This window comes from Nocardioides sp. (assembly GCF_036401255.1).
GTDB lineage: Bacteria > Actinomycetota > Actinomycetes > Propionibacteriales > Nocardioidaceae > Nocardioides.
Window position 1 is genome coordinate 1 of the sequence record NZ_DASWVI010000188.1, and the last position, 1,565, is coordinate 1,565.

General features: G+C 71.3%; 2 protein-coding genes. Both read right to left on the reverse strand.

Annotation, left to right across the window (positions count from 1 at the left end; genetic code table 11):
• A partial coding sequence (locus tag VGD85_RS08740) for a polysaccharide biosynthesis protein (RefSeq protein ID WP_331063067.1) occupies positions 1-1,091 on the reverse strand: 1,091 nt, incomplete at its 3' end.
• Positions 1,092-1,403: 312 nt separating this feature from the next.
• Positions 1,404-1,553, reverse strand: coding sequence for a hypothetical protein (locus tag VGD85_RS08745; protein ID WP_331063068.1), 150 nt, complete (start codon positions 1,551-1,553; stop codon positions 1,404-1,406).
• Between the last annotated feature and the right edge of the window lie 12 nt (positions 1,554-1,565).

Here is a 1,565-nt window from a genome sequence, read left to right on the forward strand (position 1 = left end):
TACTGCTCGAGCATCGGCAGGTGCTTGAGCGCGGCCGCGTGGAAGACCACGTCCGGCCGGCGGGTGAGGAAGACGCGGCGGACCGCCTCCTCGTCGCGGATGTCGCAGAGGATCACGTCGTCGGAGTCCAGCAGCGCCCGGCCGCTGATCGAGAGCTGCACGGCGTGCAGCGCGGACTCGTCGCGGTCGAGCATCATCAGCTCGGCGGGCTGGAACCGGTGGATCTGGCGGCACAGCTCGGAGCCGATCGAGCCGCCGGCGCCGGTGACGAGCACCTTCTGGCCGGCGAGGTAGCCGGCGATCGCGGCGATGTCGGTGTCGAGCTGGTTGCGGCCGAGCACGTCGGTGATGTTGATGTCGCGCAGGTCGCGGATGCCGACGCTGTCGGTGAGCAGCTGGGTGGTCGACGGCAGCACCTTGACGGCGACGTGCGCGTCGAGGGCCCGCAGCCGCAGCCGGTTGACGACCTCGGCGCTGGCGCTGGGGATCGCGATCACGACCATCGTGGCGCCGGTGTGCGCGACCTCCTGGGCGAGGTCGGCGGTGGTCCCGAGAACGGGTACGCCGCGCAGCCGCCGGTGTCGCTTGTAGGGGTCGTCGTCGAGCAGGCCGACCGGGACGTAGCGGCGCAGCGGGTCGCGCTGCATCGAGGTGATCAGCTCGCGGCCGGCCTCGCCGGCGCCGATGACCAGGGTGCGCTCGGTGTCGTCGGCGGTGCCGGTGCGCTCGTCGCGCTCCTGGAGGGCCCGCCAGGTGGCCCGCGCCCACGCGGCGAGCACCAGCGCGCACAGCGTGGCGCCCGCGGGGATGCTGCGCGGCACCCACTGGGTCCCGAGGTTGACCACGAAGACCCCGCCGCCGACGCCGCCCATCAGCATGCCGAGGAGCAGCATCTCCTCGAGGCTCGCGGTCCGCGCGCGGCCCTGGTGGAGCCGGACTGGAGCGGCCAGGACGAGGTAGAGGATCGCGGTCGAAAACGCGGCGGCGAGGACGTCACTCCAGGGCACGCTCGCGGCGTCGGCGTCGAGCCGCAGCCACGCGAACGCGGCGTAACTGAACAACCAGGCGAAGGAGTCGTAGGCGATAGCCACCGGGGCACGGCGACGTCGAAGTCGAACGATCAGATCGGTCACGTTCATTTCCCCCGAAACGTCGGACTTCCACTCGTTGGCAACCTGGTCTACCGCTGTGCCCGCCGCGTGGCCGGGCGACGGACATCCAGTCACTGGCGGACACTAGCGGTGCGCCTGGTCTGCCCACGTTAACGTGCCCGATGCTGCATCGACAGGGGTCGCGCGAATAGGGCCGGCGCGTGGCTCCCTCCCACCGGCGGAGCTGGTGGACCGGTCAGGTGAGATGGAGCGGCCACGGGGGCTGGGGACGATCAGTCGTCCCGGGCGTCGTCAAAGACGCGAGTCGACCAACCGCCCGACGGACTCGATGAGCACCCCGGTCCGCCCGTAGTCGTCCTGGAGCCGGACGATGTCGTCCTCGCCGAGGTAGCGCCCGCGCTGCACCTCGATGACGACGAGCGGCACCTGGTGCTCGTTGATGAGCCGGTGCGC